Origin of the sequence: Ascidiimonas aurantiaca (assembly GCF_037646345.1) — a bacterium.
In the GTDB taxonomy this organism is placed as follows: Bacteria; Bacteroidota; Bacteroidia; order Flavobacteriales; family Flavobacteriaceae; genus Ascidiimonas; species Ascidiimonas aurantiaca.
Genome location: NZ_JBBEWR010000001.1, coordinates 184850 through 210707 on the forward strand (window position 1 = coordinate 184850; position 25858 = coordinate 210707).

At 38.8% G+C, this 25858-nt stretch carries 28 protein-coding genes; 19 read left to right on the plus strand and 9 right to left on the minus strand.

Annotation, left to right across the window (positions count from 1 at the left end):
- Positions 1 to 32: 32 nt before the first annotated feature.
- Positions 33 to 338 carry a hypothetical protein gene (locus tag WAO84_RS00800; protein WP_340063113.1) on the minus strand — a complete coding sequence of 102 codons (306 nt, stop codon included), beginning with the start codon at positions 336 to 338 and terminating at the stop codon, positions 33 to 35.
- A 255-nt stretch (positions 339 to 593) separates the two neighbouring features.
- The gene (aroB, locus tag WAO84_RS00805) at positions 594 to 1664 is read right to left on the minus strand and encodes a 3-dehydroquinate synthase (RefSeq protein ID WP_340063114.1); all 1071 of its coding nucleotides are present in this window, start codon (positions 1662 to 1664) and stop codon (positions 594 to 596) included.
- A 93-nt stretch (positions 1665 to 1757) separates the two neighbouring features.
- On the opposite strand from aroB, the gene WAO84_RS00810 reads away from it, so the two are divergent.
- A complete protein-coding gene (locus WAO84_RS00810) occupies positions 1758 to 2924 on the plus strand; it encodes a proline dehydrogenase family protein (protein ID WP_340063115.1) in 1167 nt (388 codons plus the stop codon).
- Here WAO84_RS00810 and WAO84_RS00815 read toward each other — a convergent pair.
- The 6 genes from WAO84_RS00815 to porX all read right to left on the minus strand — a co-directional run bounded on the left by WAO84_RS00815 (position 2921) and on the right by porX (position 7635).
- Positions 2921 to 3280: a DUF4258 domain-containing protein gene (locus WAO84_RS00815; RefSeq protein WP_340063116.1), complete on the minus strand. Its 360-nt coding sequence runs from the start codon at positions 3278 to 3280 to the stop codon at positions 2921 to 2923. The two genes, WAO84_RS00810 and WAO84_RS00815, sit on opposite strands and share 4 nt — an antisense overlap.
- 6 nt (positions 3281 to 3286) lie before the next feature.
- Positions 3287 to 4486 carry an alanine dehydrogenase gene (locus tag WAO84_RS00820; protein ID WP_340063117.1) on the minus strand — a complete coding sequence of 400 codons (1200 nt, stop codon included), beginning with the start codon at positions 4484 to 4486 and terminating at the stop codon, positions 3287 to 3289.
- Positions 4487 to 4497: 11 nt separating this feature from the next.
- Positions 4498 to 5073: a hypothetical protein gene (locus WAO84_RS00825; RefSeq protein WP_340063118.1), complete on the minus strand. Its 576-nt coding sequence runs from the start codon at positions 5071 to 5073 to the stop codon at positions 4498 to 4500.
- Positions 5074 to 5367: 294 nt separating this feature from the next.
- Entirely contained in the window at positions 5368 to 5517 is a 150-nt protein-coding gene (locus WAO84_RS00830; RefSeq protein WP_340063119.1) for a hypothetical protein, read from the minus strand.
- A 160-nt stretch (positions 5518 to 5677) separates the two neighbouring features.
- A complete protein-coding gene (gene tsaE / locus WAO84_RS00835) occupies positions 5678 to 6082 on the minus strand; it encodes a tRNA (adenosine(37)-N6)-threonylcarbamoyltransferase complex ATPase subunit type 1 TsaE (protein ID WP_340063120.1) in 405 nt (134 codons plus the stop codon).
- 2 nt (positions 6083 to 6084) lie between these two features.
- Positions 6085 to 7635, minus strand: a complete 1551-nt coding sequence (porX, locus tag WAO84_RS00840) for a T9SS response regulator signal transducer PorX (RefSeq protein WP_340063121.1) — start codon at positions 7633 to 7635, stop codon at positions 6085 to 6087.
- Between the two features lie 40 nt (positions 7636 to 7675).
- On the opposite strand from porX, the gene WAO84_RS00845 reads away from it, so the two are divergent.
- The 11 genes from WAO84_RS00845 to WAO84_RS00895 all read left to right on the plus strand — a co-directional run bounded on the left by WAO84_RS00845 (position 7676) and on the right by WAO84_RS00895 (position 18846).
- Entirely contained in the window at positions 7676 to 8899 is a 1224-nt protein-coding gene (locus WAO84_RS00845; protein WP_340063122.1) for an HD domain-containing protein, read from the plus strand.
- 30 nt (positions 8900 to 8929) lie between these two features.
- The gene (lpxD, locus tag WAO84_RS00850; protein WP_340063123.1) at positions 8930 to 9955 is read left to right on the plus strand and encodes a UDP-3-O-(3-hydroxymyristoyl)glucosamine N-acyltransferase; all 1026 of its coding nucleotides are present in this window, start codon (positions 8930 to 8932) and stop codon (positions 9953 to 9955) included.
- Positions 9948 to 11351 (plus strand): bifunctional UDP-3-O-[3-hydroxymyristoyl] N-acetylglucosamine deacetylase/3-hydroxyacyl-ACP dehydratase, encoded by a 1404-nt coding sequence (locus WAO84_RS00855; protein ID WP_340063124.1) that lies wholly within the window; start codon positions 9948 to 9950, stop codon positions 11349 to 11351. The genes lpxD and WAO84_RS00855 overlap by 8 nt, the downstream gene beginning before the upstream one ends.
- Positions 11352 to 11354: 3 nt before the next feature.
- Positions 11355 to 12140 (plus strand): acyl-ACP--UDP-N-acetylglucosamine O-acyltransferase, encoded by a 786-nt coding sequence (lpxA, locus tag WAO84_RS00860; RefSeq protein WP_340063125.1) that lies wholly within the window; start codon positions 11355 to 11357, stop codon positions 12138 to 12140.
- A gap of 7 nt (positions 12141 to 12147) precedes the next feature.
- Entirely contained in the window at positions 12148 to 12714 is a 567-nt protein-coding gene (gene efp, locus WAO84_RS00865) for an elongation factor P (protein ID WP_340063126.1), read from the plus strand.
- Positions 12715 to 12719: 5 nt separating this feature from the next.
- Positions 12720 to 13658: a UDP-3-O-(3-hydroxymyristoyl)glucosamine N-acyltransferase gene (locus tag WAO84_RS00870; protein ID WP_340063127.1), complete on the plus strand. Its 939-nt coding sequence runs from the start codon at positions 12720 to 12722 to the stop codon at positions 13656 to 13658.
- Positions 13659 to 13819: 161 nt separating this feature from the next.
- Entirely contained in the window at positions 13820 to 14692 is an 873-nt protein-coding gene (gene sucD, locus WAO84_RS00875; RefSeq protein ID WP_340063128.1) for a succinate--CoA ligase subunit alpha, read from the plus strand.
- A 115-nt stretch (positions 14693 to 14807) separates the two neighbouring features.
- A complete protein-coding gene (gene fabG, locus WAO84_RS00880) occupies positions 14808 to 15554 on the plus strand; it encodes a 3-oxoacyl-[acyl-carrier-protein] reductase (protein ID WP_340063129.1) in 747 nt (248 codons plus the stop codon).
- 8 nt (positions 15555 to 15562) lie between these two features.
- Positions 15563 to 15880 (plus strand): YbjQ family protein, encoded by a 318-nt coding sequence (locus WAO84_RS00885; RefSeq protein ID WP_340063130.1) that lies wholly within the window; start codon positions 15563 to 15565, stop codon positions 15878 to 15880.
- A gap of 98 nt (positions 15881 to 15978) precedes the next feature.
- Positions 15979 to 18012, plus strand: coding sequence for a VWA domain-containing protein (locus tag WAO84_RS00890; RefSeq protein WP_340063131.1), 2034 nt, complete (start codon positions 15979 to 15981; stop codon positions 18010 to 18012).
- Positions 18013 to 18030: 18 nt separating this feature from the next.
- On the plus strand, positions 18031 to 18846 hold the full coding sequence (locus WAO84_RS00895) for a prohibitin family protein (protein ID WP_340063132.1): 816 nt from the start codon (positions 18031 to 18033) through the stop codon (positions 18844 to 18846).
- 2 nt (positions 18847 to 18848) lie between these two features.
- Here WAO84_RS00895 and WAO84_RS00900 read toward each other — a convergent pair whose 3' ends face one another.
- Positions 18849 to 19385: a hypothetical protein gene (locus WAO84_RS00900; RefSeq protein ID WP_340063133.1), complete on the minus strand. Its 537-nt coding sequence runs from the start codon at positions 19383 to 19385 to the stop codon at positions 18849 to 18851.
- Between the two features lie 346 nt (positions 19386 to 19731).
- Between WAO84_RS00900 and hisG the strand changes: the two genes are divergently transcribed.
- From hisG to hisA, 7 genes are read left to right on the plus strand one after another with little or no spacing between them, the layout of a single operon-like run.
- Positions 19732 to 20589: an ATP phosphoribosyltransferase gene (hisG, locus tag WAO84_RS00905; RefSeq protein WP_340063134.1), complete on the plus strand. Its 858-nt coding sequence runs from the start codon at positions 19732 to 19734 to the stop codon at positions 20587 to 20589.
- A gap of 18 nt (positions 20590 to 20607) precedes the next feature.
- On the plus strand, positions 20608 to 21036 hold the full coding sequence (locus WAO84_RS00910; protein WP_340063135.1) for a GNAT family N-acetyltransferase: 429 nt from the start codon (positions 20608 to 20610) through the stop codon (positions 21034 to 21036).
- Positions 21033 to 22319: a histidinol dehydrogenase gene (hisD, locus tag WAO84_RS00915; protein WP_340063136.1), complete on the plus strand. Its 1287-nt coding sequence runs from the start codon at positions 21033 to 21035 to the stop codon at positions 22317 to 22319. The genes WAO84_RS00910 and hisD overlap by 4 nt, the downstream gene beginning before the upstream one ends.
- 4 nt (positions 22320 to 22323) lie before the next feature.
- A complete protein-coding gene (gene hisC, locus WAO84_RS00920; protein ID WP_340063137.1) occupies positions 22324 to 23373 on the plus strand; it encodes a histidinol-phosphate transaminase in 1050 nt (349 codons plus the stop codon).
- On the plus strand, positions 23374 to 24510 hold the full coding sequence (hisB, locus tag WAO84_RS00925; RefSeq protein WP_340063138.1) for a bifunctional histidinol-phosphatase/imidazoleglycerol-phosphate dehydratase HisB: 1137 nt from the start codon (positions 23374 to 23376) through the stop codon (positions 24508 to 24510).
- A 22-nt stretch (positions 24511 to 24532) separates the two neighbouring features.
- Complete coding sequence (hisH, locus tag WAO84_RS00930; protein WP_340063139.1) at positions 24533 to 25117, plus strand: imidazole glycerol phosphate synthase subunit HisH; 585 nt, start codon at positions 24533 to 24535, stop codon at positions 25115 to 25117.
- Positions 25117 to 25854, plus strand: coding sequence for a 1-(5-phosphoribosyl)-5-[(5-phosphoribosylamino)methylideneamino]imidazole-4-carboxamide isomerase (gene hisA, locus WAO84_RS00935; protein ID WP_340063140.1), 738 nt, complete (start codon positions 25117 to 25119; stop codon positions 25852 to 25854). The genes hisH and hisA overlap by 1 nt, the downstream gene beginning before the upstream one ends.
- Positions 25855 to 25858: the final 4 nt, after the last annotated feature.

The following is a 25858-nucleotide window of genomic DNA, read 5'->3' on the forward strand; positions in this document are numbered from 1 at the left end:
TTCTTTTTTTGTTTTAAATCATTGGCAGAGAGTTAATCTGTGTCATCATCTGTATCTTCTATGTCTATCTGTTCCGTATTTATGTTTTCATCGGGAGAAGTGGTGAAATCATCATCATCATCTTCGTCAAAATTCTCCATTGAGTAGGCAAGTCGGGTACTTACCTTAACCAGATATATAGCATCTTCCGAACGAACTTCGATTGCTTCAATAGCTTCATTCTTTGAATTTTTAAAATGGATGATATCATCATCTCCATAGCCATCGGGAAACTTTTCCACCAGAAGTGAAAGGATTTCAGTGGTAAGTTTTTTATAGTCAACAATTACACGTTTCATGGTTAAGTCATTATTCTAAAAACTAATGTAATTAAAAATACCATTTTTTTCAGAAAACATATGTTATTTTTTTGTGAGTTTAAAGAGTGTAATAATGATGATATTATGACCGCACAATCCCGGTTTATATGAAATACATATATGGGAAATACCGTCTTTAGTTAAGAAAAACAGTAGCCTCTTGGCTTTATGTTAATGTGAAGAACCAATAAGACATCTATGGTTAAGCTCTTTCATATTAGCAGATAATTATACTTAAGTAAGATAAAACTGAAATGCTTGCTGTATGAGCGAATGTGATGCCTGATGGTCAATTTGTGCTTTTCCGGTTTTTTCCAGCATGACAAAATTTATACGGCCATAAGCGTTTTTTTTGTCGTATTTCATAAATTCAATAATCTCTGCTATTTCCTTTTCGGTAAAAACTATTTTGTCAAACCATGAAAGAAAAACGTCTTTGATCTCTTTTGTTTCTTGTTCTGAAAGGTTGGTAGTTTTTGAAGAGAGAAAAGATTCGAGAATGATGCCTATGGCAATAGCTTCGCCATGCAGTAAAGTTTCCCTGTTTTCATTTTGAAGAAGATACGATTCAATGGCATGCCCTAGAGTGTGCCCAAAATTTAGTATTTTTCTTAATCCTTTTTCATAGGGATCCAACGTTACCACTTTGTTTTTAATGGTTATGGACTCATGTATAAGTTCAACGGGAATTGCATGATTGGTGAGGTCTATACCTTTGAGCTTTTCCCAGTGTTCCCTGTCATAGATCAAACCGTGTTTCAACATTTCAGTAAACCCGCTTCGTATTTGTCTGGCAGGGAGCGATTCGAGAAGCAGCGTATTAATTAGTACCATAGCGGGCAGTTGAATAACACCTACCTGGTTTTTTAACATCCCCAGATCAATACCTGTTTTTCCACCTACTGAAGCATCTACCATAGCGAGCAGGGTAGTAGGAACATTTATAAAAGCCATACCTCTCATAAAAGTAGCAGCTACAAAACCACCCAGGTCTGTTATAACACCACCTCCAAGGTTGATCATCAGGCTTTTACGATTTGCGCCCAATTCGGATAGAGCTTCCCAAACCCCCGTACAGGTATGTATGTTTTTGTTTTCTTCTCCAGACTCTATTTCAATGATCTCAATAGTAATTTCAGTGACTATTTGACTAAGGAAGAAAGGGAGGCAGTATTCATGAGTATTCTCATCTACCAGAACGAAAATACCAGAGGGTTGGGTATTCTGAATATAGGCGTTAAGTTGAACAAAACCTTCTTCGTTAAAATGTATATTACACCCCTTGGTGGATATTGTTTCCGGCATGAAATGTGTTGTTATTTAAGACTGACAAATTAAAAACATTTTCTCTAAAAATTGAACATTCCATAGTATATTTGCACATCCTTTTGTTATTACATGAAAAAGATATTTGATAATACTGAGATCGCTTTCTCGCTCAAATCCAATAATGAACTCAAAAAAGCACGTTTACTGTTTCAGGTTATGTCAAGCCCCACTCTGGTAAAATTGGGTACATGGCTAACTCTGGTATCTTTAAAATGGAAACTTCCTGTAAAATCGCTTATAAAAAATACCATTTTTCAACAGTTTTGTGGAGGTACAGATCTGGATGAATGTAAGCCCATAATCAACAAGCTTTTAAATACGGGGGTAACTTCTATAATGGACTATTCCGTAGAGGGAAAAGAAGAAGAGGCAGAGTTTGATAAAGCATTACAAACCAAACTCCTGTTAATTGAGTTCGCGAAAAAAAATAAAGGAATTTCATATGCATCTATGAAGCCTTCTGCTCTGGGGCGTTTTGCCATATGGCAAAAAGTTACGGGGAAAGAAGCACTTTCTGAGGCCGAACAAAAAGAATGGGATCGAATTGAGGTGCGTTTTGATACTATATGTAAAAGAGCAACCGAATTGCATGTGCCTATAATGGTTGATGCGGAAGAAAGCTGGATGCAGGATGCCGCAGATAAACTGGTTGAGAAGATGATGCGCCGCTATAACATTAAAGACGTAATTGTTTTTAATACCGTACAGTGTTACCGCTGGGACCGACTGGATTTTGTCAAGGACCTGGAAGTCAAAGCGCGAAATGGTGGGTTCTTAGTAGGTGTAAAACTGGTGAGAGGGGCATATATGGAAAAAGAAAATGAAAGAGCTAAAACTCTTAATTACCCAACCCCTATTTGTGCTGACAAAGCTGCTACGGACCTTAATTTTGATGAGGTACTGCGCTATACAATAGACCGTTTGGATATATTTTCAGTTTTTGTAGGTTCACACAATGAACCGAGTACTTATCTTGCCATGGAGTTAATGGAAGCTAAGGGGCTAAAAAAGGATCATTCAAGGATTTGGTTTGGGCAGTTGTATGGTATGAGCGATCAAATTACATATAATCTGGCCAAATATGGTTACAATGTAACCAAGTTATTACCTTTTGGTCCCATCAAAGAGGTGATTCCTTATCTTATAAGAAGAGCCGAAGAAAATACTTCAGTAGCCGGGCAAACAGGAAGAGAACTGTTATTACTCAATCAGGAATTAAAACGAAGAAAAATTTAATTTGCTTTTTCTTTCATCGCAGTGACGATAACTGTACTATCACAGTTTTTTAAAGTAATTTCAATTTCTTTAGTGTTGTGACTACCTTCTACAGTGTATAGTTTACAGGGTTTTGCGCGCGTATCGCTTTTTGAGAATACTACGTCTCCATTGGTTAACAGTGTTTTTATAACCAGAGTGTCTTTAAGAGCAATTCCCTTGCCCAACTCCATAGGTTTGCTTCGTAACTCTTTAAGTACCCGGCAATTGGGAGAATAACAAAACTTAGTGTCTTTTCCCTTGAAAAAAAAAGAAAGAATAACAAGTCCTATGGCAAAACCTATAAGGTAGAAGCCAATTCTTTTAAGCAAACTCATGTAAAATTAAAAAATAAGAAAATTAATATCATTATACGAAAGGTCAAACCAGTCTGCTACCGATTTGCTGGTTAGAATTCCATGGTAAAAATACAAACCATTTCGCAAACCTCGATCAAAACGAAGTGAATTCTCCAGTCCGCCATCTTCTCCAATTTTTAGCAGATACGGAGTAAAAATATTGCTAATAGAAACAGAGGCCGTTCGGCTGTAACGTGAAGGTATATTGGGAACACAATAATGTATTACACCGTGCTTTTCAAAAGTGGGGTGCTCATGAGTGGTAATCTCACTGGTTTCAAAGCATCCTCCCATATCAATACTTACATCTATGGCAATGGCCCCGTTTTTCATATTCTCAACCATAGTTTCGGTTATAATAACTGGTGCACGGTCTTTACCGCGAACGGCACCAATTAAAACATCACATCTTCGAAGTGACTTAATTAGTGTTTTGGGTTGTACCGTGGATGTATAGAGGGACCTGCCCAGATGGGTTTGTATGCGTCTAAGCCGGGTAAGAGAATTGTCAAATATTTTTACGTTAGCTCCCAGTCCCAAAGCAGACCGGGCTGCAAATTCGCCTACGGTACCGGCTCCCAGTATGACCACATCTACCGGAGGGACCCCGGTAATATTTCCAAAAAGAAGACCATTACCGCTACGGGCATTGGTCATAAGTTCTGATGCGATCAAAACAGAGGCGGTACCGGCTATTTCGCTCAAAGCTCTCACTGCCGGGTAATCTCCGTCATCGTCTTTTATATATTCAAAAGCAATAGCTGTTACCCTTTTTTTTGCGAGTTCTTCGAAGTACTTCTTGCTTCGTGTTTTGATCTGTAAAGCAGAAATAAGAATGGTTTTGAAACTTACCATTTTAAGCTCTTTCAGAGAAGGAGGTTCTATTTTTAAAAGAATAGGGCATGAAAATACTTTTTCAGTATCGTTGGTGATTTCTCCACCGGCATCACTGTATTCTTTATCGGAAAAGTTAGAACCTTCACCTGCTCCCGATTCTACCAAAACTCTATGGCCGTGGGAAGTTAATGCATTAACTGCATCGGGAGTAAGGCAAACACGTTTCTCCTGATACGCGTTTTCTTTGGGAATGCCTATGAATAACTCACCTTTTTGCCGTAATATTTCCAGTTTTTCTTCCTGGGGCAATAATTGCTGTTTGGTGAAAGGAGACAGAGATTCGCTCATGAGCCTGATTTTTAGTGAATATCAGATAAGCGTTTCTTACGCTCTTCATCCCGGCGTCTTCTTTCTTCCCGCTCTTTTTGTTTGTATTCGTCCAACTCTCTTTCAATTTCTTTTAGATCAATTCCGTAAATGAGTTTATCAAAAAGGCGAATACGTATCCAATAAACAGTAGGAGCAACGATCATTAAAATAGGGATAACCCAATAGATCTCTACTTCATCTATAAACTGTGAACCTCTGTTGATTGCTGAGAAAAGTTGAAAAGCATACATGGCAATAGGGACCAGTATAATATGGTACCACCATTGTTTACAGGTTAAAAACCAAAGTACAAATAAATAAAAGGGAACCAGTTTGCCTAAAATAATCCATAGTGCAATATAAACACTGCTGAATTGCCCTTTATTCAGAACAAACAAACCAAAATCCCAGGAAGGGGCATCCGTAGGGATATTGATAATGTCGTAAAAATACGCCACAAAAGGAGAAAGTCCTATCAGTACAATAAGCACACCGTCAATGGTGAAACGCCTGATGTAACTCTTTTTGTTTGCGTCTTTAGAAACGTTACGTACTTTATCTTTCATTAATGAAATTATTGTCTCTACCTCTGTCTTAATAGTTTTTAAATACTATAAAACTTTCCGAAAGGTAACAAAAAAATAGAAGAAAAGTTAATAATCCAAATTATATCACTAAAAACGGAATGCCTGATAAAGCAAGGAGGGTACAGTCATTGTAGTTAAGTTCAAACTATAAATTAATGACCCTGTTGGGGCAATAAGGGGCACCGTTTGCTTAATAAAAAAAGCACCGGAAAGGTGCTTTGTTTATAAGCGAATTTTTATTTCAATATCTTTAATCAAATAGAATATAAAGACTTATACTACGTCTGTTACTTTGATTTTACTTTTCTCTACGCCTTGCTTATCATATAGACTATCTTCATCAGCTACGCTGTTTGGGCTACAAGAAACAAATAAAAAGGCTGCTACAAATGCTACTGCGAATAAAAATCTTTTAGTATTCATGATGTTTAATTTTTTTTGGTTACCGATGGTACAAACCTACACAAAAAAAAAAAGCGCATGTAAAATACTTTTATTGTATCTTTAACGATTTTTTTGTGCAGTTTATCGAATATTTACCAGCGATAATATAGTAAAAAAAACATTTGGTGCTATAAAATTCTTATAATATTTTAATTATTCTCTGATTTCCCTCTAATTTTTGTATATGTATCTCTGTTACGTTCTCAGGTAAGAACTTCTCTACCTTTTCCGGCCATTCAATAAGCACCCAGGCATTTGATTCAAGATATTCTTCCAGCCCTATATCCAGGGCTTCTTCGGGAGTATCAATACGATAAAAATCGAAATGATAAATTTTCCCGGAGTCTCCGGAGTACTCATTTACCAGGGCAAAGGTAGGACTGGTAGTTGGGTGGGTTACTCCAAGTGCTTTTACAATAGCTTTAATAAGAGTAGTTTTTCCTGTTCCCATTTCGCCGTAAAACAATAAGGTATGGTTATGGGCTCTTTGAATGATTTCCCGTGCTATAACGTCAATATCTTCTAAGCTGTATATTGAATTCATATTTATTTGGGTTCCAACACGACAAAAGGGATGATCATTTCTTCAAGGGACACTCCTCCGTGCTGATAGGTATTGCGGTAATAACTAACATAGTGATTGTAATTATTAGGATATGCAAAAAACAGATCACCTTTGGCAAAAATAAAAGAACTACTCATATTGATGGTGGGTAGCTTTATCTCTTTAGGGTTTCTGGCTGCAAGTACATCTTTTTCTTCATAGGTAAGGCTGCGCCCTGTTTTATATCTAAGGTTAAGACTGGTTTCTTTATCGCCTACCACTTTGGAGGGATTTTTTACGTTAATGGTACCATGATCTGTGGTAATAACCAGTTTAAAACCTAACTGTTGTGCCTGTTGTATAATGTCCAGCAAGGGAGAATTCTTGAACCAGCTTTGTGTGAGCGACCTATATGCTTTGTCGTTTGAAGCCAGTTCCTTCACAACTTCCATTTCGGTTTTAGAGTGTGAAAGCATATCAACAAAGTTATAGACCACTACTGTAAGATCATTGTTTTTTTGGGACCTGAAATTTTCTGCCAGTTTTTTTCCTGATTTTAAACTTGATATTTTATGGTACTCCCATTTCAGAGAAAGCCCCAACCGCCGTATTTGCTCATTAAGAAAATCTTCTTCATGAAGGTTCTTACCTCCATCATCTACATCGTTTTTCCATAGTTTTGGATACAGTTTTTCCATATCAACCGGTGTAAGACCAGAAAATATAGCGTTTCTCGCATATTGTGTAGCAGTAGGTAATATACTGTAATAGGGAGATTCTTTTGTCTTTTTATAGTACAGGTTTACTGTACTTTCAAAAGCTTTCCACTGGTCATACCGGAGATTGTCTATAACAACGAACAGTGTTGGTTTTTTCTTTTCAAGCTCGGGTACCAGTAGTTCCCGGAAAACGGTGTGCGACATAACCGGATGATCTTCATTTTCATGAAACCAGCTTCTGTAATTTTTTTCAATAAACTTTCCAAACTGATTGTTTGCTTCGATCTTTTGCGATTCCAGGATCTCAAACATTCCCGAATCTTCAATTTCTTCCAGCTCCAGTTCCCAGTAAACCAGTTTTTGGTAAAGGTCGGCCCATTCGCTGTATGAATTGGCCATTGCCATATCCATTGCGATTTTTCTGAATTCCTGTTGGTAATTAGCCGTTGTTTTTTCAGTTATCAATCTGGAATGGTCAAGACTTTTCTTTAGGCTCAGTAATATTTGGTTCGGATTTACCGGTTTAATTAAATAATCTGAGATTTTAGAGCCAATAGCCTCATCCATAATAAATTCCTCTTCACTCTTGGTAATCATGACTACCGGTAGCGTAGGCCGTAATGCCTTTATTTCATTAAGGGCTTCCAGGCCGGTAATTCCCGGCATGTTCTCATCCAGAAAAACAATATCAAAGTTTTGATCTTTAATATCTTCAATAGCTTCAGCACCACTTTTACAGGTGTCCACTATATAGTTTTTGTTTTGAAGAAATATTATATGGGGTTTTAATAACTCAATTTCATCATCTACCCATAATATTTTGATATTGCTCATATATGTATATTTGTGTACTATTTAAATAATACGTCAGGATTTGAAAACATCCAACAAACTTAAAATTTTAAATGATCCAATTTACGGATTTATTACAATTCCTTCTGCCCTCATTTTTGATTTAGTTCAACATCCGTATTTTCAAAGATTACGTCGTATAAGTCAGATGGGGCTTTCATACCTTGTGTATCCCGGAGCTCACCATACCAGATTCCATCATGCTTTGGGGTGTATGCATCTTATGCAAAAAACCATTCAGGTTTTGCGATCTAAGGATATTTCCATTAGTAAGGAAGAAGAAGAGGGGTTGCTTATAGCTATTCTTCTTCATGATATTGGGCATGGCCCGTTTTCGCATGCTATGGAGCACAGTATTGTGGACAAAGTTAACCATGAGCACATATCATTGCTGTTCATGGAAGCACTGAATACCGAGTTTAACGGAAGTTTAACGCTTGCCATAGAAATCTTTAAGGGAGAATACCCGCGAGAATTTATGAACCATTTGGTTTCCGGCCAGTTAGACATTGACCGTACTGATTATTTGAAAAGGGACAGTTTTTTTACCGGAGTAGCCGAAGGTAATATTAATACAGAACGCATATTGAACATGCTTAATGTATTTGATGATGCCCTGGTAGTAGAAGAAAAAGGGATCTATTCGGTCGAGAAGTTTCTGGTGGCCAGAAGGCTTATGTACTGGCAGGTATATTTGCATAAAACCAGCCTGGCAGCAGAACAACTACTGATAATGGTACTAAAAAGAGCTAAAGAACTGGTGAGCGGGGGTACTGTATTGTCATGCAGTACTGCTTTGCTTTTTTTTCTTGAACAAAAAATAGATGCTGATTCATTTAATGAAGAGGCTCTGGAAACGTTCTCAAAACTAGATGATTATGATGTGGTGGCCGCATTGAAAACATGGCAGGATCATTCTGATATTGTTCTTTCGCGTTTGTGTAAAATGTTGTTAAACCGAAAGCTGCCGGCTTCTAAACTAAAGGATAAACCGGTATCCCGGCAAAAGCTTATGAAGATAAAGGCTAAAGTTAAAGAAAAATACGGGCTCTCTGATGCCGAAGTACCCTATTTCGTATTTCACGGAGCCATTGCCAACCAGGCCTACGATGTAGAGAAACAGAACATTCATATCCTTTTTAAGAACGGTAAGATCAAAGATATCACCGCAGCATCAGATCAGTTAAATCTTCTGGCTCTTTCCAAACCCGTACGTAAATATTTCATATGCTATCCAAAAGAATAATTTTAGCAGTTTTTTTATACTTTTGCCAGAATGAAATTCACAGCAAGTCAAATAGCAGGTATTTTAGAAGGAGATATAGTAGGTAATCCTGATGTTGAGGTTTCTAGACTATCTAAAATCGAAGAGGGTACCGAAGGTTCTTTAACTTTTCTGGCTAATCCTAAGTATAAGGCATATATATACAGTACACAAGCTTCCATTACTATAGTTAATAAAGATTTTATTCCGGAAGATGGGCTTACAACCACACTTATAAAAGTGAATGATGCGTATAAATCATTTTCAAAATTGCTGGAATATTACAATAAGGTGAAAATCAATAAAACGGGGATCGAAGATCCCTGTTATATTTCTAAAACGGCAGTATGTGGGGAAGAATGTTATGTAGGGGCCTTTACCTATTTAGGAGAAAATGTCAAAATAGGTAATCATGTGAAAATATATCCAAATGTGTATATTGGAGATAATGTGAGCATAGGCGATCATGTGGTCATTTTTGCCGGGGCCAAAATATATTCCGAATCAGTAATTGGTAAGTATTGTGTTATTCATAGCGGTGCTGTGGTTGGGGCAGATGGGTTTGGTTTTGCTCCTAATGAAAATGGTGAGTTCCAAAAAGTACCCCAAACCGGCAATGTGATTCTGGAAGACCATGTAGATGTAGGGGCAGGTACTACCATTGACAGAGCGACTTTGGGATCTACCATTATTAAAAGAGGAGTAAAACTCGATAATCAGATACAAATTGCCCACAATGTTGAAATTGGAGAAAATACGGTTATAGCTGCACAAACAGGCATTGCCGGTAGTACCAAAATAGGTAAGAATTGTATGATTGGAGGGCAGGTTGGTATTGTAGGTCATATAACCATAGGAGATGGCGTGCGCATACAGGCACAATCCGGTATTGGCCGTAATGTAAAAGATGGAGAAGTATTACAGGGTTCTCCTGCATTGAGTTATGGAGACTATAATAAGTCATATGTTTTGTTTAAAAATCTTCCTAAACTGGCAGATACTGTAAATAAATTGGATAAAAGAATTGCTAATGAGTAGTCAGATAGCTAAACAAAAAACGATTGCTAAAGCGGTTTCGCTTAAAGGAGTAGGCCTGCATACAGGAACAGAAGTGACCATGACTTTTAAGCCTGCTCCAGCAAATCACGGATTTGCATTTGCAAGAGTCGATCTTGAAGGTACCCCGGTTATTGAGGCCGATGCAAACTACGTAATAAATACACAACGAGGAACCGTACTGGAGAAACTGGGAGTAAAAATACAAACCTGTGAGCATGTACTGGCCGCTTTGGTAGGTATGGACCTGGATAATATTCTTATTGAGCTTAATGCTTCAGAACCTCCTATAATGGATGGCTCAGCAAAATATTTTGTAGAAGCTATAGAAAAAGCAGGTATAGTTGAGCAGGATGCAGACAGGAACGAATACATAGTTCAAAATGTAATCTCTTATACTGATGAAGAATCGGGTAGTGAGATTACTGTAATCCCTTCAGATACCTACCAAATTACGGCTATGGTAGATTTTGGCACTAAAGTTTTAGGTACCCAGAATGCAACATTAAAGCATGTAAACGATTTTAAAAACGAAATTGCTAGCGCCCGAACTTTTAGTTTTTTACATGAGCTGGAAATGCTGCTCGAGCACGGGCTCATAAAAGGAGGAGATCTTAACAATGCTATTGTATATGTAGATAAAGAACTTTCTCCCGAGACTATGGAGAAGCTAAAAGTAGCTTTTAAGAAAGATAGTATAGCAGTAAAACCAAATGGTATTCTGGATAACCTCACCTTACATTATCCCAATGAAGCTGCAAGACACAAACTCCTGGATGTACTCGGGGATCTTGCCTTAACAGGAATACGGATTAGAGGCAAAGTGATCGCGAATAAGCCCGGACATTATGTGAATACCCAGTTTGCCAAAAAGCTTTCAAAGATCATAAAGATTGAAAAAAGAAATAATGTTCCTAAATTCGATTTGAGTCAGCCTCCTTTAATGGATGTAACACAAATCATGAATATGCTGCCACACAGGCCGCCTTTTCTTCTTATTGATAAAATCCTGGAACTTACTGATACAACGGTAGTAGGTGTTAAAAATGTAACCATGAATGAGCCGTTTTTTGTAGGCCATTTTCCAGGCATGCCCGTTATGCCAGGGGTACTCCAGGTAGAAGCGATGGCACAAACCGGAGGGATACTGGTGCTAAGCACTGTTCCAGATCCGGAAAATTATCTTACTTTCTTTATGAAAATAGATAATGTAAAGTTCAAACAAAAAGTAGTACCCGGGGATACATTAATTTTTAAAGCAGATCTTATAACCCCCATAAGAAGAGGTATTTGCCATATGCAGGCCTATGCGTACGCCAATGATAAACTTGTGGCCGAAGCAGAACTGATGGCTCAAATTGTAAAGCATAAAGACTAAACTATGAATCAACCTCTCGCATATGTTCACCCGGGGGCAAAAATTGCCAAGAACGTGGTGATAGAACCTTTTACCACCATACACAGTAACGTTGTTATTGGAGAAGGTACCTGGATAGGATCGAACGTTACCATTATGGAAGGTGCCAGAATTGGTAAAAACTGTAATATTTTTCCGGGTGCGGTTATCTCCGCACCTCCTCAGGATCTAAAATATCAGGGAGAGGAAACCACGGCCGAAATAGGAAACAACGTAACCATACGTGAGTGTGTTACCATTAATAAAGGTACGGCAGATCGTATGAAAACCGTTATCGGGAACAATTGTCTTATCATGGCATACTGCCATATTGCCCATGATTGTATAGTAGGGAATAATTGTATTTTTTCTAATAACAGTACACTGGCGGGACACATTACTTTAGGAGATTATGTGGTACTGGCAGGGATGACGGCAGTTCATCAATTCTGTTCTATAGGTAATCATGCCTTCGTTACAGGAGGATCGCTGGTACGAAAAGATGTGCCCCCGTATGTAAAGGCTGCCCGAGAACCCCTTTCCTATGTGGGGATCAACTCAGTAGGACTTCGCAGAAGAGGTTTTACTTCAGAAAAAATACGAGAAATACAGAATGTGTACCGAATTTTATATCAGAAAAATTATAACAATACCCAGGCAATAGAGATTATTGAGGCCGAAATGGAGGCTACGCCGGAAAGGGATGAGATATTACAGTTTATAAGAGATTCCCAAAGAGGTATAATGAAAGGATACTTTAGCGCAAATTAATATATTTATGGCATCTACATCAGACATTAGAAAAGGGTTGTGCATACGATATAACCACGATATCTATAAAATAATTGAGTTTCTTCATGTGAAACCCGGTAAAGGCCCTGCCTTTGTGAGAACCAAACTAAAGAGCGTTACCACCGGAAAAGTTATTGATAATACTTTTTCAGCAGGACATAAAATAGAAGACGTACGGGTAGAGACCCGAAACTATCAATATTTATATCCTGAAGGCGATATATTTCATTTTATGAATACAGATGATTACAATCAAATATCCCTTTCTAAAGACACCCTGGATAGCCCTGAGTTGTTGAAAGAAGGAGAGATCGTGACCATCCTCTTCAATACGGAAGATAATATGCCCCTTTCGGTAGAAATGCCGTCACATGTAGTTCTTGAAGTAGTACATACAGAACCTGGTGTAAAAGGAAACACAGCCACCAATGCTACCAAACCGGCTAAATTAGAGACCGGTGCGCAAGTAAATGTGCCTCTTTTTATAAATGAGGGCGACAAAATAAAAGTTGAAACAGAAAAAGGAACCTACGTAGAGCGGGTTAAAGAATAGTATTTATGAAATTCCCGCAGCAACAAACCCTTCAACAAATAGCAGATCTTTTAGAATGTGAGTTTGTGGGAGACCCATCTTTTCCCGTATTGGGCATGAATGAAATTCATGTAGTAGAACCGGGTGATATTGTTTTTGTAGATCACCCCAAATATTATGACAAAGCACTCACTTCAGATGCTACCGTAGTGCTTATTAATAAAAAAGTAGATTGTCCCGAAGGAAAGGCGTTACTCATTTCAGATGATCCTTTTAGAGATTTTAATGTACTGGGAAAACATTTCAAACCTTTTCAACCGGCAGGAGCTACTATAGCACCAACTGCACAAATTGGGGAAAATACCATCATACAACCCGGAGTTTTCATAGGGAATCATGTAATTATCGGTAATGATTGTATAATTCATCCCAACACCATAATATACGATCATACCGTTATTGGTAACAAAGTTACCATACACAGCGGGAGCGTTCTGGGAGCCGATGCTTTTTACTATAAAAACAGACCTGAAGGATATGACAAACTCTATTCCTCAGGAAGAGTGGTTATTGAAGATGAGGTAGATATCGGTGCTTTGTGTACGATAGATAAAGGAGTAACCGGAGATACTACTGTAAAAAAAGGAACCAAAATAGATAACCAGGTGCACATAGGGCATGATACCGTGATAGGCCAGAAATGCCTGATCGCTTCACAGACAGGTATAGCAGGTTGTGTAATAATTGAAGATGAAGTGACCCTATGGGGGCAGGTAGGTATTAGCAGTGGTCTTAGAATTGGTAAAAAAGCCGTGGTTTTGGCACAATCAGGCATCAGTAAATCTCTTGAAGGTAACCACAGATATTTTGGTTACCCCGCAGAAGAGTTCAGGAAAAAATATAAAGAACTGGCTACCTTGCGGCAATTGGTTGATAGAGAAAACGACAAGAAAACCAAAAAATAAATACCCAAAAGGGGTTTTGTAACTATATATAGTTGAAAATCAGAAAACTGTCGTATTGCTGATTTTGCTTTAATAAAAGTTTAAGTTTAGAAAATACAGATGCTGTTGAGAAATCGCCTTCAAAGTGGTATTTTTGCAGAGCCAAAACAAAAAAATAAAAGATGAGTGTCTTAGTAAACAAGAATTCAAAGATAATTGTTCAGGGTTTTACAGGGAGTGAAGGTACCTTTCACGCCGAACAAATGATAGATTACGGTACCAATGTAGTAGGTGGGGTTACTCCGGGGAAAGGAGGCCAGGAACACCTGGGAAAACCGGTTTTTAATACAGTAAAGGAAGCGGTAGATAAAGTAGGGGCCGATACATCGATCATATTTGTTCCCCCGGCTTTCGCAGCAGATGCTATTATGGAAGCAGCCGAGGCAGGAATTAAGGTAATTATTACTATTACTGAGGGCATACCCGTAGCCGATATGATTAAAGCATTTAACTACATAAAAGAAAAAGATTGCAGACTGGTAGGGCCTAATTGTCCCGGAGTGATCACTCCCGGAGAAGCCAAAGTAGGGATTATGCCAGGATTTGTATTTAAAAAAGGAAATGTAGGTATTGTTTCCAAGTCAGGAACCCTTACCTATGAAGCGGCTGACCAGGTAGTTCGCCAGGGTCTGGGTATTACCACTGCTATAGGTATTGGGGGAGATCCGGTAATAGGTACCACTACCCGTGAAGCTGTAGAGCTTTTAATGAATGATGATGAAACCAAATGTGTCGTGATGATAGGTGAAATAGGAGGGCAGTTAGAGGCAGATGCTGCAAGATGGATAAAAGAAAGCGGTAACTCCAAACCGGTAGTTGGGTTTATAGCTGGTGAAACAGCACCTAAGGGCCGTACTATGGGGCATGCAGGTGCCATAGTAGGAGGCAGTGACGATACAGCCGAAGCCAAAAAACGTATTATGAGAGAATGTGGTATCTACGTGGTAGATTCTCCGGCAGAGATTGGTAAAAAAGTGGCAGAAGTGCTAGCTTAAAAAGTAAGCATTGTTAACATATTGGTCCCGCCCTGGCGGGACTTTTTTATAGAGTAACTAAAACAAATCACTTATATTTGAGTGATAACTTAAAATGAAAATCAGAAACGTCAGTATGAAATTGTTAGAAGGAAAAACAGCAATTATTACCGGGGCGAGCCGCGGGATTGGAAAAGGAATTGCTAAGGCATTTGCCGATCATGGTGCTAACATAGCATTTACATATAGCTCATCAGCATCTGCAGCCGAAGAGCTTGAAAAGGAATTGATCGCTTATGGTGTTAAAGCCAAAGGTTATCAGTCAGATGCATCCAGTTTTGAACAGGCACAGCAGTTGGCAGATCAGGTTTTAAAAGAGTTTGGTAGTATTGATGTTCTCATTAATAATGCCGGAATTACCAAAGATAATCTCCTGATGCGTATTTCAGAAGCTGATTTTGATAAAGTCATAGAAGTAAACCTGAAATCAGTTTTTAACATGACCAAAGCGGTACAACGCACTATGTTAAAACAGCGCAAGGGTTCCATCATTAATATGAGCAGCGTAGTAGGTGTTAAAGGAAATGCAGGGCAAACCAATTATGCAGCTTCAAAAGCAGGTATTCTTGGATTCACAAAATCAGTAGCGTTAGAGCTGGGTTCACGTAATATACGTTGTAACGCCATAGCACCCGGGTTTATTGAAACCGAAATGACGGCAAAACTCGATGAAAATACAGTACAGGGCTGGAGAGATAGCATTCCTCTAAAAAGAGGAGGGACTCCGGAGGATGTGGCTAATGCCTGCCTGTTCCTGGCATCAGATATGTCGTCTTATATAACCGGGCAAACGCTTAATGTAGATGGCGGAATGTTAACTTAAAAAATATTATGATGATTGTTGTTACTACAGAAACAGTACAAGGCAGAGAAATATCAGAGACTTTAGGCCTCGTAAAAGGCAGCACGGTACGGGCCCGTAATTTTGGCAGAGACTTTTTCGCAGGTCTGAAAAACATGTTAGGAGGAGAGATCTCAGAATATACAGAGTTATTATCCAGTGCTCGTGAGCAAGCCTTACAAAGAATGAAAGAAGAGGCCAGTAGAGAAGGGGCCCATGCTATAGTGAATGTACGGTTTTCTACTTCGCAGGTTACTGAAGGCGCTGCAGAAATACTTGCGTATGGTACGGCGGTAAAACTCAAGTAACTAACATATCTTAACTTTAGTAAAGAGCAGAACTTTTACAGGTACTTCTCCTTTTTGGTATTTACAAAGTAATTTTAAAAGAAAATAATTAATAATCAATGACTGCATCCACAATTGTATTTATCGTATTGGCTGCGGTTTTTGCATGTATTACCGCTTTTTGGTTTTATAAAGTTCACTCCAAAAAAACACCGCGATATCTTTGGTTTTTTGCAGGCCTTCGTTTCCTTACCGTTTTTTGTGTTCTTTTACTGCTCATTAATCCCAAATATTCCAAACAAGACCTCTATCTGGTCAAACCGGAACTGGTTATAGCTGTAGATAATTCAACATCTATCTCTTTTTTTGAAGAAAAGGAGACTAGTATTGCCCTACGTAATCATCTTAAGGAGCATGCAGCTCTTAATGAGCAATTCAACCTAAACTTTCTCACATTTGGGCAGCGCTTGGAAAGCGGTGTAAACAATGCATTTAACGAAGAGCAAACGCTCATCGACAATGCATTGAATACCATTAAAGCCACTTACAGGGATCGCGTGGCCCCCATTGTATTAATCTCTGATGGAAACCAGACTTTTGGAGCAGATTATAGTTTTAGGACCCAGCCACCCGGGCAACCTGTTTATCCGGTAGTTTTGGGAGATACAGCTATGGTAAGAGACCTCTCGGTAAGTCGTATTAATGTGAACCGTTATGCCTATCTCGGCAATGAATTTCCTGTAGAAGTCTTTTTAAATTATTCTGGGCAGGAGCCCGTAGAAACTACATTTACCATCAGTAGGGATAATGACGTTCTTTTTCAGCGAACACTTCGTTTTGATGAGGAAAACAATTCAACCGTATTAACAACAAACCTGAAAGCTTCCGTTACAGGAACCGCAGTTTACCAGGCATCGCTCTCTTCACTTCCTCAGGAAAAAAACACAGGTAACAACCTTAAAAATTTTGCCATTGAAGTAATTGATGAAAAAACAGAAGTACTTATTATTTCAGATATAAGCCATCCTGACATAGGTATGCTCAGGCGAAGTATTGAAAGTAATGAACGAAGAAAAGTAACCCTTAAAAACAGCAGGCTTCCGGTAAACCAGTTGAATGGGTATCAATTGGTGATCCTTTATCAACCAGGGCCCGCATTCAGGTCTGTGTATGAATTTTTGCAAAAAAACAACACCTCCTTTTTTGTTATTACTGGAACGAAGACCGACTGGAATTTCCTGAATACCATACAGGATGATTACAAAAAAGAATGGTTCCGGCAAACAGAGAACATTCAGGCATCGGTAAATTCACAATACAACGTTTTTAGTTTTGAGGACTTAGGTTTTGAAGATTATCCGCCTCTGCATGACGATCTCGGAGAAATACGTATCAATGTGCCTGCAGAGGTGCTTTTCTTTCAAAAAATCAGAAATGTAAACCTCAAGACCCCACTCTTGTTTACCTATGAGAAAGACAATAGCAGGTATGGAGTGTTATTAGGGGAAAATATCTGGAAATGGAGGGCACAACGATATGTTGATGCGAGCAGTTTTGAAGATTTTGATCGTTTTTTGGGGAAGCTTGTTTTTTATCTGGCATCAAATACCAGAAAGCAGCGTCTTGCCGTGAGCTATGAGCCGTTTTATGATGAAAATACAGCTTTCAGGCTAACTGCTGAGTTCTTTAACCGAAATTATGAATTTGACGATACAGCTACCTTAGATTTGGTGCTTACGAATATACAAGACAGTACAACACGTACACTTCCCATGTTGCTTAAATCAGGATACTATGAGGCTGATCTTAACGGATTGCCTGCAGGAGATTACAGCTTTACAGTTCAGGCCGGAAACGAAAATATATCTCGCTCAGGGAGTTTTAAAGTACTGGACTTTAATATAGAACGACAGTTTTTACGGGCAGATATCACCCGTCTGGGCACATTGGCTAAAACCTCCGGCGGACAAATGTTTTTCCCTGATGAATGGGAACGTCTTGTAGATACACTTATGAACGATCCTGCAAATAAAGCAATTCAAAAAAGCAAAGTAGAGAAAGTTTCTCTTATAGATTTCAGGTTTTTACTATTTCTGGTCGTACTTTTGCTGTCTCTGGAATGGTTGTCCAGAAAATATAGCGGATATGTCTAATTTAACAGTTTAAAAATCATGGAACGATTACCCAAGCTTGTACTACCCATACTATTTGTCCTTGTCATACTGGTTATTTTCATCGTAAAATCTACGATCACGATTGAATCAGGTAAGGCAGGAGTTCTCTATAAAACCTTTGGCGGAGGAGTGGTTACAGATGAACCCCCGTTAGGAGAGGGATTTCATTTGGTAGCTCCCTGGAACAAAGTATATGTCTATGAAGTTCGTCAGCAGGAAGTATTTGAAAAAATGCAGGTACTGTCTTCCAACGGACTTGAAATTAAGCTAGAAGCATCTTCCTGGTACCAGCCGGAATTTGAACGCTTAGGGTTATTACATCAGCAAAAAGGAGAAAATTATGTAGGTAGAATATTACAACCTGCTATTCGTTCTGCAGCGCGAAGTGTAGTAGGGCGTTACACGCCAGAACAACTATATTCCAGTAAGCGGGATGCTATTCAGCAGGAAATTTTTGAAGAGACCAAGCGTATTGTAGAGGATCAGTTTATTCAATTAAATGAAGTACTGGTTCGAGATGTTACCCTTCCCGTATCGATAAAAGATGCGATAGAGCGTAAACTTAAACAAGAACAAGAGTCTCTGGAATACGAGTTCAGGCTTGAAAAAGCCGAGAAAGAAGCAGAGCGCCAACGAATTGAGGCAGAAGGTAAAGCCAATGCTAACCGAATTCTAAGTGCTTCTTTAACAGATAAGATTCTTACAGAAAAAGGTATTGAAGCTACCCTGGAACTTTCCAAATCGCCTAATAGTAAAGTGATTGTAGTAGGAAGCGGTGAAAATGGCTTGCCTATTATTCTCGGAAATCAATAAACTTATTTCGCCCCTTGTTCTTTGGTAGCAAGTAGGGCTATAGCTTGCTCTTTCCACTGGTCACGTTTAATACGTCCCGGGAAAAATTCAATAAGTCGGGTTACCGTTTCTATTTCAGTATCGGTAAACCGGCTTATTTGTTTAAAAGTGTATATACCTATAACATTTAGTCTTTCTTCAATAAAAGGGCCTATCCCGTTTATTTTTTTAAGGTCATCTTTTTCAGACTCTGAAGAAAGTCCAATAACAGAAAAATTAAGAGAAGGTTTTGCATTCTTATTTTGGGCCTTTACACCTTTAAACATAGAACCGTCCGTTTCCAACACAGAAGTACCGCTTCTGCCCATAGTTTGCACCGCTTTAATACTACTGGTATGATCGGCCTCTTGTGTAGGGGGGTTTTGCATAGCATCTTTCAAAATATACTTTGCTTTCAATAACTTCTTAAAATAGTGGCGGCTAATGAATAAAGCCAGTAAAAAGCCGGTAAGAAAGCACAGAAGTCCCATAATTAAAATAGAAGTAGTAATTCCCGGCATATGCTAAAGTAATGATGGTTTCGCTCTTAAAAATATAAATTCATACTTGTTACTACAAACCTAGTGTATTAAAAATAAATTAATTAACGAACGTGTTCAAAAAAATCTGTCAAATTCTCTCAAAAAAGATAACAAAACCTTTGGTGTTATGATTTTTTTTCTTTTAACTTTGAAGTGTCAAAAATTATTTATGAGACTTACAGTATTAAATCATCATCATTTTCATTCTTGCACTCAGGCGAGGTGAAAATGTTGTGTATATAACTTAAAAACATTACAAACCCGTTTGAGCAGTTCAGACGGGTTTTTTTATGCTCCTGAGCTGCCTGAACACAAAACTGAAAAAATGAAAAAACTTAAAATTGCTATTCAAAAATCAGGAAGGCTCAATGAAGATTCCTTAAAAATCCTAAAAGATTGTGGTATATCAATTGATAATGGAAAAGATCAGCTTAAAGCGCAAGCCCGGAATTTTCCATTGGAAGTTCTGTATTTAAGAAATGGTGATATACCCCAGTACTTAAGAGATGGCGTGGCAGACATAGCGATTATAGGAGAAAACCTGTTAATCGAAAAAGGAGCAGATATTGAAATAGTTGAAAAACTGGGGTTTTCCAAATGCAGAGTATCCCTTGCCGTGCCACGTACCTTTAAATATACATCCCTTAAGGATATGGAAGGTATGCGTATTGCTACTTCGTATCCCGCTACCGTAGAAGCATTTTTAAGCAAACAAAAAGTAAAGACAGATCTTCATATCATTAGTGGCTCTGTAGAAATAGCTCCTAATATTGGATTGGCAGATGCTATTGTTGATATTGTATCCAGTGGAAGCACATTGTTTAAAAACAACCTTAAAGAAGTAGAAGTACTTCTAAAAAGCGAAGCCGTTCTTGCGGTATCTTCTCAAATCTCAGAAGATGCTTTGGCAGTTCTCAACAAACTCCGTTTTAGGATACAGTCTGTACTAAGGGCCAGAAGATCAAAATATATATTGATGAATGTGCCCAATGACAAAATTACAGCAGTTAGCAAAATACTACCTGTTTTAAAAAGCCCTACTGTACTTCCGTTGGCAGAACCCGGATGGAGTTCTTTACATTCAGTAATAGAAGAAGCTACCTTTTGGGAAGTAATAGATGAACTAAAAGCAGAAGGAGCTGAAGGGATTCTTGTATGCCCTATTGAAAAAATGGTATTGTAAGACAAATAGAAAAAACGCATGTTTACGATTACGTTTATTGAAGAAGCATTCATTGAAGAAAAGACCATTCCCTTTTTACAGAGATTAAACCCTGACACCACTGAAAAGGTTTTAAAGGAACGTCTTGCAGAGATGCTAAAAAACAATTACAAATGTATAGGCGTGTACAACGATGAAAAGCTTATTGGTATCTCCGGGCTCTGGATCCTGGTTAAGCATTATATAGGAAAACACGTAGAACCGGACAACGTGATTATTCTGCCTGAATATCGCGGAAAAGGTATAGGAAAACAATTGGTAAAATGGATCATTGATTATGCGATTTCCATTAATGGGAACTCCGTAGAGCTCAATGCCTATGTTGCCAGTCAGGAAGCAAATAAATTCTGGACAGGTCAGGGCTTCAAACCTGTTGGATATCATTATCAAATGAAATTAACATCATGAAAAAATACAATAATCCTTCAAGAGAGAATTGGGAAAGCCTTTTAAGGCGCCCCACACAAACCGTAGATGAGATAGAATCTACCGTTATTGAAGTTTTTAAGGAGGTACAAACAAAAGGGGACGAAGCACTTAAAAAATATACCAGTCTTTTCGATGGTGTCGAACTTACCGATCACGCTGTTTCTGAAGAAGAGGTAAAAAATGCCGAAGTTCAGGTGTCTCCGCAACTTAAGGAAGCCATTAAACTGGCAAAAGAGAATATCACTAAATTTCATGAGGCGCAGCGAACTTCAAAAGTAGAAGTACAAACGACACCCGGAGTGTTTTGCTGGCAGGAAAAACGCCCCATAGATAAAGTGGGGCTTTACATTCCCGGAGGGACCGCCCCCTTATTTTCTTCTATCTTAATGTTAGCGGTACCTGCACAACTTGCCGGATGCCGTGAAATTATACTGTGTACCCCCCCCGGAAAAGAAGGTATAGTAAACCCTGCTATTCTTTATACGGCCCATTTATGCGGTGTACACAAAATATTTAAAATAGGAGGTATTCAGGCCATAGCAGCTATGACATTTGGCACATCTTCCGTTTCTCAGGTATATAAAATATTTGGCCCTGGAAACCAGTATGTAACCGTGGCCAAACAACTGGCTACCAAATACGGGGTAGCTATAGATATGCCCGCAGGACCCAGTGAGTTACTGGTTGTGGCAGATGATACTGCCAATCCTGCTTTTGTAGCTTCAGACCTTTTAAGCCAGGCAGAACACGGTACCGACAGCCAGGTACTACTGGTGAGCACATCTGAAAAATGTATTTCACGTACAGAAGAAGAAATTCAAAAGCAAATAGAAAGTTTGCCACGAAAAACAATTGCCAAAAAAGCCATTAAGAATTCCAGACTTATCTACTTTGATGATAATAAAAGCGCTATTGATTTCATCAACACTTATAGCCCCGAGCATTTTATTATTTCAGTAAAGAATGAAGACTTTTATCTGGAAAATATTCGTAATGCAGGGTCTGTATTTGTTGGCAACTATACTCCTGAAAGTGCAGGTGATTATGCTTCCGGTACAAATCATACCCTGCCTACTAATGGGTACGCTCGTAACTACAGTGGTGTTAACCTGGATAGCTTTATGAAAGCTATGACATTTCAGAAAATAAGTGCTGAAGGTTTGTTAAATATAGGGGAAGCAATAGAGCGTATGGCCGAAGCCGAGCAGTTAGAAGCACATAAACGGGCTGTATCCTTACGGTTGGAAACCCTCAAAAAATAAGCCAATGAATAAGACTTTCGATATTTCAAAACTGGTGCGCCCTAATGTGGCAGCCCTAATACCTTATACTTCGGCCAGAGATGAGTTTAAGGACTTCAAAAAAGAGATGGTGTTTCTCGATGCCAATGAAAACCCGTTCCCTTCCAGAGTAAATCGTTATCCGGACCCTCGTCAACGTGATGTGAAGCAATTACTTCGCGAACAGCGCGGTTTGTCAGAAAACCAAATGCTGTTGGGTAATGGCAGTGATGAGGTACTCGATCTTATTTTAAGGGCGTTTTGCCGGCCCGGTATAGATAATATGATCACGTTACCGCCAACCTACGGAATGTACGGGGTTTTAGGAGCTACAAATGATATAGAAAATAGAAAAGTACTACTTACTGAAGATTTTTGTATAGATACCGATGCTGTTTTACGTACGGCAGATGCCAATACAAAAGTAGTATTTATCTGTTCGCCCAATAATCCCACAGGAAATCTGATACCTAAAGAAGATATTCTAATCCTCCTAAGGCAGTTTGCGGGCTTGGTGGTTATAGACGAAGCCTATATTGATTTTGCAGAAACAGAAAGCTGGGTAAATACACTTTCAGAATATCCGAACTTAATAGTTACGCAAACACTTTCCAAAGCTTATGGTATGGCCGGAATACGTCTCGGGCTTTGTTTTGCTTCAGAAGAGATAATCAGTATTCTCAATAAGATCAAACCTCCGTATAATATAAATCAGTTAACCCAGCTTGAGGCTCTGGAACGTCTGGAAAACCCGGAAGCTATACAGAAAGAAAAAGAAGAGGTTTTAAAAGAGCGAAATATACTTGAAAATACCTTAAAAGATTTATCTTATGTGAAGAAAGTATTCCCGTCGGATGCCAATTTTATCCTGGCTCGTGTAGATAATGCCGCAGAGCGATACCAAAGTTTATTAAAAATGGGGATCGTAGTGAGAAATCGTTCTGCACAACCTTTGTGTGAAGAGACCTTGCGCTTTACCGTAGGGACACCCGAAGAAAACTCAAAACTTATACAAGCTTTAAAAAAAATGTCATAAATGAAAAAGAGAGTATTATTTATAGATCGTGACGGTACTTTGATAAAAGAAACAGCAGATGAACAAATAGATGCGTTCTCAAAACTGATATTCTACCCTCAGGTATTTACTTACATGAGTAAGATTGCCCGTGAACTCGATTTTGAACTGGTAATGATTACCAATCAGGATGGTTTGGGAACTGAGGTTTTTCCTGAAGAAGATTTTTGGCCTGTACATGAGCATATTATGCGTTCTTTTGAAAATGAGGGCGTGGTTTTCAAAGAAGTTTTTATAGACCGTACATTTGCTAAAGATAATGCACCCACCCGAAAGCCCAATACCGGCCTGCTTACTCATTATTTTTCAGATGCTTATGATTTGGCAGGTTCTTTTGTGATCGGGGACCGCCTCACCGATGTTGAGTTGGCAAAGAATTTGGGAGCCAAAGCAATTTATATAAATGACGAGACCCATTTGGGTACAAATGAGATCTCTGTATCAAGAGAAGCACTGGATACGTTTATATCCCTTGAAACCAATTCATGGAAAGATATTTATTCTTTTCTTAAACTGGATCAACGTACCGCTTCAGTACACAGGTCAACCAAAGAAACCAATGTACTCATTAAGCTAAACCTGGACGGTACAGGAAAAAGTACCATAAATACCGGACTGGCCTTTTTTGACCATATGCTGGACCAACTGGCGCGACACGGGCAAATGGATCTGGAGATCAAAGTGACCGGAGACCTTGAAGTAGATGAACACCACACTATTGAAGATACCGCCATTGCCCTGGGAGAAGCTTTTCACAAAACACTGGGTAACAAACTGGGTATAGAACGCTATGGCTTCAGTTTACCTATGGATGATTGCCTTGCTCAAGTGTCGATTGATTTTGGAGGCAGGAACTGGCTGGTTTGGGAAGCTGATTTTAAAAGAGAGAAAATAGGGGAGATGCCTACCGAAATGTTTTTTCATTTCTTTAAATCATTTACAGATGGTGCGCGGGCTAACCTGAATATAAAAGCAGAGGGCACCAATGAACACCATAAGATTGAAGCGATTTTTAAAGGTTTTGCCAAAGCGATAAAAGCAGCCGTAAAAAGAGATCCTGAAAAAATGGTATTACCCAGCACCAAAGGAGTCTTATAGAAAATTCTTTGAAAAACAGAAAATGAAAATTGTAATTATTAATTATGGTGCCGGGAATATTCAAAGTATAAAATTTGCTTTGCAACGCCTTGGCTGTGAAGCTGTTTTAAGTGATGACCATAATGAAATTCAGCAAGCAGATAAAGTAATATTCCCCGGAGTCGGAGAAGCAGGAAGTGCTATGAATAAATTACGCGCTTCAGGGCTACACAACGTGATCCCCGGATTAACACAACCCGTTCTGGGCATATGCCTGGGGATGCAGCTTATGTGCCGTCACTCTTCTGAGAGCGATACCACCGGATTGAGAATTTTTGATGTGGATGTAGTACGCTTCCGGAACACAGTAAAAGTACCCCAGATAGGGTGGAACCAGATATCCCGCTTATCGTCACCTCTTTTTAAAGGAATACAGGAAAATGAATACATGTATCTCGTACATAGTTACTATGCACCCGTGTGTAAAGAAACCATTGCGGTAACTGATTATGATGGCCCGTATAGCTCTGCACTCAGAAAAAATAATTTTTACGGAGTTCAGTTTCACCCTGAAAAAAGCGGAGAAGCCGGTTCCAGAATATTACATAACTTTTTAACACTTTTATAATGAGGATTATACCTGCCATAGACATTATTGAAGGTAAATGTGTTCGTTTATCCAAAGGAGATTACGCAACCAAAAAAATATACAATGAACATCCGTTGGAAGTAGCTCTTGAGTTTGAGGCACACGGCATAGAACATCTGCATTTGGTAGATCTGGACGGTGCCAGAAGCAGTCATATTGTAAATTATAAGATCCTTGAGCAAATAGCTTCCAAAACCCAACTTAAGATCGACTTTGGAGGTGGTCTTAAAACCGATGAAGATCTCAAAATCGCTTTTGAAAGTGGTGCCCGGCAGATTACCGGAGGCAGCGTGGCCGTAAAATCGCCTTCCGTGTTTGAAAAGTGGATACGTGAGTACGGCAGTGAAGCCATTATTTTAGGAGCTGATGTACACGGTGAATCTATTGCTGTTAGCGGATGGGAAGAAACCTCAAATCTGGCACTTATCCCTTTTATAGAAGGTTATGTTAAAAAAGGGATCTCATATGTTATCTGTACAGATATTAGTAAAGATGGCATGTTGCAGGGACCCGCTATACCTCTTTACCAAAAAATATTAAATGAATTTCCTGATTTAAAGCTTATTGCTTCCGGTGGAATTTCGTCCATGAATGAATTACCGGTTTTACAGCAGGCAGGTTGTGAAGGTGTTATTATTGGTAAAGCCATATACGAAGGGCACATTTCATTAAAGCAATTAAAAGCATTTATAGAAAACCCCACAAATGAAAATTAATACT

Excerpts from the sequence above, each read along its gene's own strand:
- hisC (WP_340063137.1), top strand. The coding sequence starts at position 22,324 with ATGAATAAGACTTTCGATATTTCAAAACTGGTGCGCCCTAATGTGGCA.
- lpxA (WP_340063125.1), top strand. The coding sequence starts at position 11,355 with ATGAATCAACCTCTCGCATATGTTCACCCGGGGGCAAAAATTGCCAAG.
- WAO84_RS00900 (WP_340063133.1), bottom strand. The coding sequence starts at position 19,385 with ATGCCGGGAATTACTACTTCTATTTTAATTATGGGACTTCTGTGCTTT.
- WAO84_RS00810 (WP_340063115.1), top strand. The coding sequence starts at position 1,758 with ATGAAAAAGATATTTGATAATACTGAGATCGCTTTCTCGCTCAAATCC.
- tsaE (WP_340063120.1), bottom strand. The coding sequence starts at position 6,082 with ATGAATTCAATATACAGCTTAGAAGATATTGACGTTATAGCACGGGAA.
- hisB (WP_340063138.1), top strand. The coding sequence starts at position 23,374 with ATGAAAAAGAGAGTATTATTTATAGATCGTGACGGTACTTTGATAAAA.
- efp (WP_340063126.1), top strand. The coding sequence starts at position 12,148 with ATGGCATCTACATCAGACATTAGAAAAGGGTTGTGCATACGATATAAC.
- WAO84_RS00890 (WP_340063131.1), top strand. The coding sequence starts at position 15,979 with ATGACTGCATCCACAATTGTATTTATCGTATTGGCTGCGGTTTTTGCA.
- lpxD (WP_340063123.1), top strand. The coding sequence starts at position 8,930 with ATGAAATTCACAGCAAGTCAAATAGCAGGTATTTTAGAAGGAGATATA.
- porX (WP_340063121.1), bottom strand. The coding sequence starts at position 7,635 with ATGAGCAATATCAAAATATTATGGGTAGATGATGAAATTGAGTTATTA.
- hisA (WP_340063140.1), top strand. The coding sequence starts at position 25,117 with ATGAGGATTATACCTGCCATAGACATTATTGAAGGTAAATGTGTTCGT.
- WAO84_RS00800 (WP_340063113.1), bottom strand. The coding sequence starts at position 338 with ATGAAACGTGTAATTGTTGACTATAAAAAACTTACCACTGAAATCCTT.
- hisD (WP_340063136.1), top strand. The coding sequence starts at position 21,033 with ATGAAAAAATACAATAATCCTTCAAGAGAGAATTGGGAAAGCCTTTTA.
- hisG (WP_340063134.1), top strand. The coding sequence starts at position 19,732 with ATGAAAAAACTTAAAATTGCTATTCAAAAATCAGGAAGGCTCAATGAA.
- hisH (WP_340063139.1), top strand. The coding sequence starts at position 24,533 with ATGAAAATTGTAATTATTAATTATGGTGCCGGGAATATTCAAAGTATA.
- sucD (WP_340063128.1), top strand. The coding sequence starts at position 13,820 with ATGAGTGTCTTAGTAAACAAGAATTCAAAGATAATTGTTCAGGGTTTT.
- WAO84_RS00885 (WP_340063130.1), top strand. The coding sequence starts at position 15,563 with ATGATGATTGTTGTTACTACAGAAACAGTACAAGGCAGAGAAATATCA.
- WAO84_RS00825 (WP_340063118.1), bottom strand. The coding sequence starts at position 5,073 with ATGAAAGATAAAGTACGTAACGTTTCTAAAGACGCAAACAAAAAGAGT.
- aroB (WP_340063114.1), bottom strand. The coding sequence starts at position 1,664 with ATGCCGGAAACAATATCCACCAAGGGGTGTAATATACATTTTAACGAA.
- fabG (WP_340063129.1), top strand. The coding sequence starts at position 14,808 with ATGAAATTGTTAGAAGGAAAAACAGCAATTATTACCGGGGCGAGCCGC.
- WAO84_RS00815 (WP_340063116.1), bottom strand. The coding sequence starts at position 3,280 with ATGAGTTTGCTTAAAAGAATTGGCTTCTACCTTATAGGTTTTGCCATA.
- WAO84_RS00855 (WP_340063124.1), top strand. The coding sequence starts at position 9,948 with ATGAGTAGTCAGATAGCTAAACAAAAAACGATTGCTAAAGCGGTTTCG.
- WAO84_RS00910 (WP_340063135.1), top strand. The coding sequence starts at position 20,608 with ATGTTTACGATTACGTTTATTGAAGAAGCATTCATTGAAGAAAAGACC.
- WAO84_RS00830 (WP_340063119.1), bottom strand. The coding sequence starts at position 5,517 with ATGAATACTAAAAGATTTTTATTCGCAGTAGCATTTGTAGCAGCCTTT.
- WAO84_RS00895 (WP_340063132.1), top strand. The coding sequence starts at position 18,031 with ATGGAACGATTACCCAAGCTTGTACTACCCATACTATTTGTCCTTGTC.
- WAO84_RS00820 (WP_340063117.1), bottom strand. The coding sequence starts at position 4,486 with ATGAGCGAATCTCTGTCTCCTTTCACCAAACAGCAATTATTGCCCCAG.
- WAO84_RS00870 (WP_340063127.1), top strand. The coding sequence starts at position 12,720 with ATGAAATTCCCGCAGCAACAAACCCTTCAACAAATAGCAGATCTTTTA.